The sequence below is a fragment of the Nocardioides psychrotolerans genome, from assembly GCF_943371775.1.
GTDB classification, from domain to species: domain Bacteria; phylum Actinomycetota; class Actinomycetes; order Propionibacteriales; family Nocardioidaceae; genus Nocardioides; species Nocardioides psychrotolerans_A.
Genome location: NZ_CALRWD010000134.1, coordinates 1 through 5302, shown reverse-complemented (window position 1 = coordinate 5302; position 5302 = coordinate 1). Strand labels below are relative to the sequence as shown.

At 72.5% G+C, this 5302-nt stretch carries 5 protein-coding genes; 3 read left to right on the top strand and 2 right to left on the bottom strand.

Translation table 11 applies throughout. The annotated features are described in order from the left end of the window. Together AAG827_RS21910 and AAG827_RS21905 are read left to right on the top strand one after the other, a co-directional pair. Window positions 1-1587 (top strand): FHA domain-containing protein (locus AAG827_RS21910; RefSeq protein ID WP_341928329.1); only part of this gene is annotated, 1587 nt, incomplete at its 5' end. 12 nt (window positions 1588-1599) lie between these two features. Beyond that, window positions 1600-2553 carry an SDR family NAD(P)-dependent oxidoreductase gene (locus AAG827_RS21905; protein ID WP_341928328.1) on the top strand — a complete coding sequence of 318 codons (954 nt, stop codon included), beginning with the start codon at window positions 1600-1602 and terminating at the stop codon, window positions 2551-2553. On the opposite strand, the gene AAG827_RS21900 is transcribed toward AAG827_RS21905, so the two are convergent. Both AAG827_RS21900 and AAG827_RS21895 read right to left on the bottom strand, forming a co-directional pair. After that, window positions 2482-3249: a sulfite exporter TauE/SafE family protein gene (locus AAG827_RS21900; protein WP_341928327.1), complete on the bottom strand. Its 768-nt coding sequence runs from the start codon at window positions 3247-3249 to the stop codon at window positions 2482-2484. The two genes, AAG827_RS21905 and AAG827_RS21900, sit on opposite strands and share 72 nt — an antisense overlap. Beyond that, window positions 3246-3986, bottom strand: a complete 741-nt coding sequence (locus AAG827_RS21895; RefSeq protein ID WP_341928326.1) for a FadR/GntR family transcriptional regulator — start codon at window positions 3984-3986, stop codon at window positions 3246-3248. The genes AAG827_RS21900 and AAG827_RS21895 overlap by 4 nt, the downstream gene beginning before the upstream one ends. 104 nt (window positions 3987-4090) lie before the next feature. On the opposite strand from AAG827_RS21895, the gene AAG827_RS21890 reads away from it, so the two are divergent. After that, a partial coding sequence (locus AAG827_RS21890) for an SLC13 family permease (protein WP_341928325.1) occupies window positions 4091-5302 on the top strand: 1212 nt, incomplete at its 3' end.

Here is a 5302-nt window from a genome sequence, read left to right as displayed (position 1 = left end):
CTGCGCATCGGTCGTGCCGTCGAGTCCGACGTCCTGCTGGCCGGCGACTCGGTCTCGCGGGTGCACGCCGAGCTGCGTCCCACCCGGGCCGGGTGGGTGCTGGTCGACGTCGCGAGCGCCCACGGCACCTTCGTCGACGGCGAGCGCGTCACCGAGCTCCGGCTCACCCGGGAGACCGAGGTGCGCTGCGGCCCCGAGGGCGCCGGCAGCGTCTTCACGGTGACGCCCGAGGTGGCGTCGGGCGACGGGGGCGTCCCCGTGCAGCAGGAGCGCCCGACCGCGGTGCGCGCACCCGGGCAGACGCCGCCGGACGCCGGCTTCGAGAACACCATGGTCGTCGCGCCGGCCGTCCGCCCGGGCCCGGTGCCCGGTGCCCCGGCGGCCCGCAGCGGCCCGGCACTGCTGGTCTCCGCCGAGGGGCGCGAGCACCGCTTCTCGCACCCGACCGGGGTCACGATCGGGCGGCTGCCCGACTGCTCCGTGGTGCTGACCGACCCGGTCTGCTCCCGTCTGCACGGTCGGGTCGACGCCGTCCCCGAGGGCTGGCTCTACACCAACTCCTCGCGCGAGGGCACCTTCGTCGACGGCCGCCGGATCGACCGGCTGGTCGTCAAGGAGCGGGTCGCGCTGCGGCTCGGTCACCCGGTCGCGGGCCCCGAGGTGTCGCTCGTCCCGATCCTCTCCGCGCAGGAGGAGGAGCGCCGCCTGGCCCGTGCCCGCTGGGCGCGCCGCCTCGCGGTGATCGGCGGTGCCGCCGCGGTGCTCCTCGTGATCGTCGCGTCCGGGGTGACCGCGGCCGTGCTGCTCGACCGGTCCGACCCGGCCCAGGTCGTCCGCTCGTCCACCTCGTCGTCGACCCCGGGGCTGCTGACCGGTGAGGAGCTCGACAGCGCCAAGATCGCCACCGTGCTGATCGGCGCCGAGTCCACCGACAGCGACGGCAACACGGTGTCGTGGTCGGGCTCCGGGTCCATCATCAGCTCCGACGGGATGATCCTGACCAACGCCCACGTCGCCGAGCCCCAGGCCGACGGGCTCGCCCAGCAGTACGGCCCGACCGACGAGGCCAACCCCGACTACCTCGAGATCGCCCTCATCGAGGACGCCGACGACTCGGCCGCCGCGCCCGCCTTCCGGGCCCGCGTCGTCGTCAGCGACGGCTTCATGGACGCCTCGGTGATCCAGATCTACGCCACGATCGACGGTGGCCCGCTCGAGGGCGAGCTCGACCTGCCCACGATCCCGATCGGCTCCTCGGCCGACCTGAGCACCGGCGAGGACGTGACCGTCCTCGGCTTCCCGGGCATCTCGGGCTCGGCCGGGGTCTCGGTCACCCGGGGCGTCATCTCGACCTTCCTCGACGACGACCGCCTCGGCCCCCGCTCCGAGATCGACACCGACGCCCGCATCGCCCCCGGCAACTCCGGGGGAGCGGCGATCGACAACGAGGCCGAGATCGTCGGCATCCCGTCGGCCACCTTCTCCCAACAGGGGTCGTCGGTGGTCTCCGGCCGGATCCGGTCGATCGACGTCGTCAAGCCGCTCATCGCCGAGGCCGAGGCGCAGACCTCGGGCTCGCAGGACTGAAAGGTTCCTCCCGTGGGACTGCTGCTCCAGACTCCTCGCGCGCTCGTACGACGGGTCCTGCGGCCCGGCGCGCCCAGCCCGCTCGCGGGGCGCACCGTCCTCGTCACGGGCGCCTCGTCCGGCATCGGCGCGGCCACCGCGCTGGCGGTCGCCGCGCGGGGCGGCCACGTCCTGCTCGTGGCCCGCCGCGCCGACGAGCTCGAGCGGGTGCGGGCGGAGGTCGAGGCACGTGGTGGCAGCGCGACGGCGTACGTCTGCGACCTGGTGGACGGCGACGCCGTCGACGCCCTGGTGGTGCGGGTGCTGGCCGAGCACGGTGCGGTCGACTACCTCGTCAACAACGCCGGCCGCTCGATCCGGCGCTCGCTGCACCTGTCCTACGACCGCTTCCACGACGTGGAGCGCACCACCGCGATCAACTACCTGGCGCCGGTGCGGCTGACCCTCGGCCTGCTGCCGGCGATGCGCGCGCAACGCTTCGGGCACGTGGTCAACATCCTCAGCTGGGGGGTGCAGATGAAGGCGCCGAAGTTCTCCGCCTACCTCGGCTCCAAGGCAGCGCTGGACACCTGGTCGCGCATCGCCGGTCGCGAGACCTACGGCGACAACGTCACCTTCACCAACATGCGCTTCCCCCTGGTGCAGACGGCGATGACCGCGCCGACCGAGGCCTACGCCGGTCGCGGCGAGACCGCCGAGCAGGCGGCCGCCCGGGTGGTGCGGGCGCTGGAGGACCGGCCCATCACGGTCGACACGGTCGCGGGCCAGGTGGGGGAGGTGCTCAACCTGGTGGTACCTCGGCTGAGCGACGCGCTCTTCCATCGTTTCGACCGGGCGTTCGGCGACTCGCGGGCGGCGTCAGGGGCGGTCTCAGGGGCAGCATCAGGTGCGGGCTCAGGCGAGCATGGTGACCGCAGCGGTGATGCCGGCCAGCACGATCAGCACGCGGAACAGGGTCGGCGGTAGGCGTCGTCCCACCCGGGCGCCGACGTAGCCTCCGACGACCGAGCCGGCCGCGAGCAACGCGACCGCGCGCCAGTCGACCTCGGCCACGACGACGAAGATCAGCGCGGCGATCACGTTGCCCGAGAGGATCGCCAGCGTCTTCAGGCCGTTGACGACGCGCAACTCGAGGTCGAGCCCGAAGCCGAGGACGGCCACCATCATCACGCCCGACCCGGCCCCGAAGTAGCCGCCGTAGACACCGACCAGGGTCGAGAACCCGGTCGTCACGGGGGACATGTGGGTGCGCGCGGCCGGCTCGTGCCCGTCGGGCAGCCGGCGTCGGAGGGCCCGCGAGATGGTCGGCTGGGCGCCCACGAGCAGGCAGGTGAAGAGGATCAGCCACGGCACGACGGCCTCGAAGACGCTCGAGGGCAGGGCCAGGAGCAGCACGGCACCCAGGATCGAGCCGGCCGCGCACGTGGCGACGACGGTCGCGGTCACCCGCGGGTGCTCGCGCAGCTCCTCGCGGTAGCCGAACGACCCGCTGAGCCCGGCCGGGGTCATCCCGATCGTGTTGCTGACGTTGGCCACGACCGGCGGCAGGCCGACAGCGACGAGCACGGGGAAGCTGAGCAGGGAGGCCACACCGACGGTCGAGGTCAGGATGCCGGCCCCGAGGCCCGCCGCGAGGACGGCGAGCTGCTCGAGACCGGTCACGGGTGCTCGCGCAGGAGCGCCACGTCGCTCACCATCGCCACGTGGGCGTGCATGGCCGCCGACGCGGCTGCGGGGTCGCCCGCGCGGATGGCCTCGGCGATGGCCTGGTGCCCGCCGAGGGAGTCGCGCGGTCGGCCGGGCTGGCTCAGGGACTCGATCCGGGTCTCCTTGATGAGGTCGGCGATCTCGTCCATCAGCCGGGCCAGCAGCAGGGAGTGCGCCGCTGCGGTCACCGCTCCGTGGAAGCGCTCGTCGCCCTCGACGCCGCGGCCGCCGGCCTCGATGTCGGCGCGCATCGCGGCGAGGGCGTCGTCGATGCGCGCGAGGTCCTCGTCGGTGCGGCGGGCGGCCGCCAGCGCCGCGATCTTGGTCTCGAGCGCGTCGCGGGTCTCGATGACCTCGGGCAGCCGGTCGGCGTGGGACCGGATCGCCTCGACGATCCGCGTCGCCCCGACCGACCCGGTCAGCACGGTGCCGTCGCCGTGACGCACGGCCACGACCCCGATCACCTCCAGCGCGACGAGCGCCTGGCTGAGCGTCGCGCGGCTGACCCCGAGTCGCGTGGCGAGCTCGCGCTCGGGCGGCAGCCGGTCCCCGGAGCGCAGGCCGTTGTCGGCGATCCAGGACGTGATCTGCTCGGCGACCTGCTCGTAGAGCCTCGTGCGGGTCAGGCGCTGGGGGAACACGGGTCCCGGGAGAGGGTCGGGGAGCGGGCCCGAGGCGGCGGAGTCCGTCATGGACCCACCCTATTGACTTCCGGCCTATTGACCTATTGGCTAGGCCACTGGTCCAACATAGTGGCCCTGGTCACCAGGATCGGGTCTCGGGTGCAGGAGGAACGATGGGTCCGGAATGGGTAGCGATCATCGCCCTGGTGGCGTTGTTCGTGATCGGCACCGTGCTGCCGATCAACATGGGAGCGCTGGCCTACGTCGCCGCGTGGCTGGTCGGGATGTACTCCCTCGGCCTGGACGAGAAGGAGATCCTCGCCGGGGTGAGCGCCGACCTGGTCCTCACGCTCATCGGCGTGACCTACCTCTTCGCGATCGCCCGCAACAACGGCACGGTGGACGTCATCGTGCGAACAGCGGTGCGCAGCGTGGGCGGTCGCGTCGCGCTGATCCCGTGGGTGATGTTCGCCGTCACGGCCCTGCTGACCTCGATCGGCGCCGCCAGCCCGGCGGCCTGCGCGATCATCGGCCCGATCGCCCTCGGCTTCGCCGGCCGCTACAAGATCAACCCGCTGATGATGGGCATGTTCGTCGTCCACGGCGCCCAGGGCGGCGGCTTCTCGCCGATCAGCATCTACGGCACGATCACCAACTCCGTCATGGAGGACGCCGGCCTGCCGACCAGCGAGCTCACCGTCTTCATCTCCAGCCTGGTCGTCAACACGATCATGGCCGCGATCCTCTTCATCCTGCTCGGCGGGCGTGACCTCATGTCGCAGCGCATCGACCCTGCCGACGAGGACCACCTCACCGAGGACCTGCACCGCGGCGGCGCCCACGTCCCCTCCCGCGGCACCGGCGCCACCGCCTCGACCGGCACCCAGGCCCTCGGCGTCCGCCGCGACCAGGTGCTCACGCTCATCGCCTTCGTCGCGGTCGCGGTCATCGCGCTCGCCTTCGACAAGAACATCGGCTTCGTGGCCATCACCGCCGCGGTCGTCCTCGCGATGCTCTCGCCCAACGAGCACAAGGACGCGATCAAGCAGATCGCCTGGCCGACCGTGCTCCTGGTCGCCGGTGTCAGCACCTATGCGGCGATCCTCACCGCGTCCGGCTCGCCGGAGTTCGTCGGGAAGTGGGCGGCCGGCTTCAGCGTCGTCGCCCTCGGTGCCCTCGTGCTCTGCTACGTCGGCGGTGTCGTCTCGGCCTTCGCCTCCTCCACCGCACTGCTGCCGATCATCATCCCGATCGCCGTGCCGCTGATCTCCGAGGGCGGCATCAACGCCGCGCTCTTCGTGGCGGCCCTGGCGGTCTCCTCGACGATCGTGGACGTCAGCCCGTTCTCCACCAACGGTGCCCTGATGCTGGCCAACAAGCCCGAC

Excerpts from the sequence above, each read along its gene's own strand:
- AAG827_RS21895 (WP_341928326.1), bottom strand. The coding sequence starts at position 3,986 with ATGACGGACTCCGCCGCCTCGGGCCCGCTCCCCGACCCTCTCCCGGGA.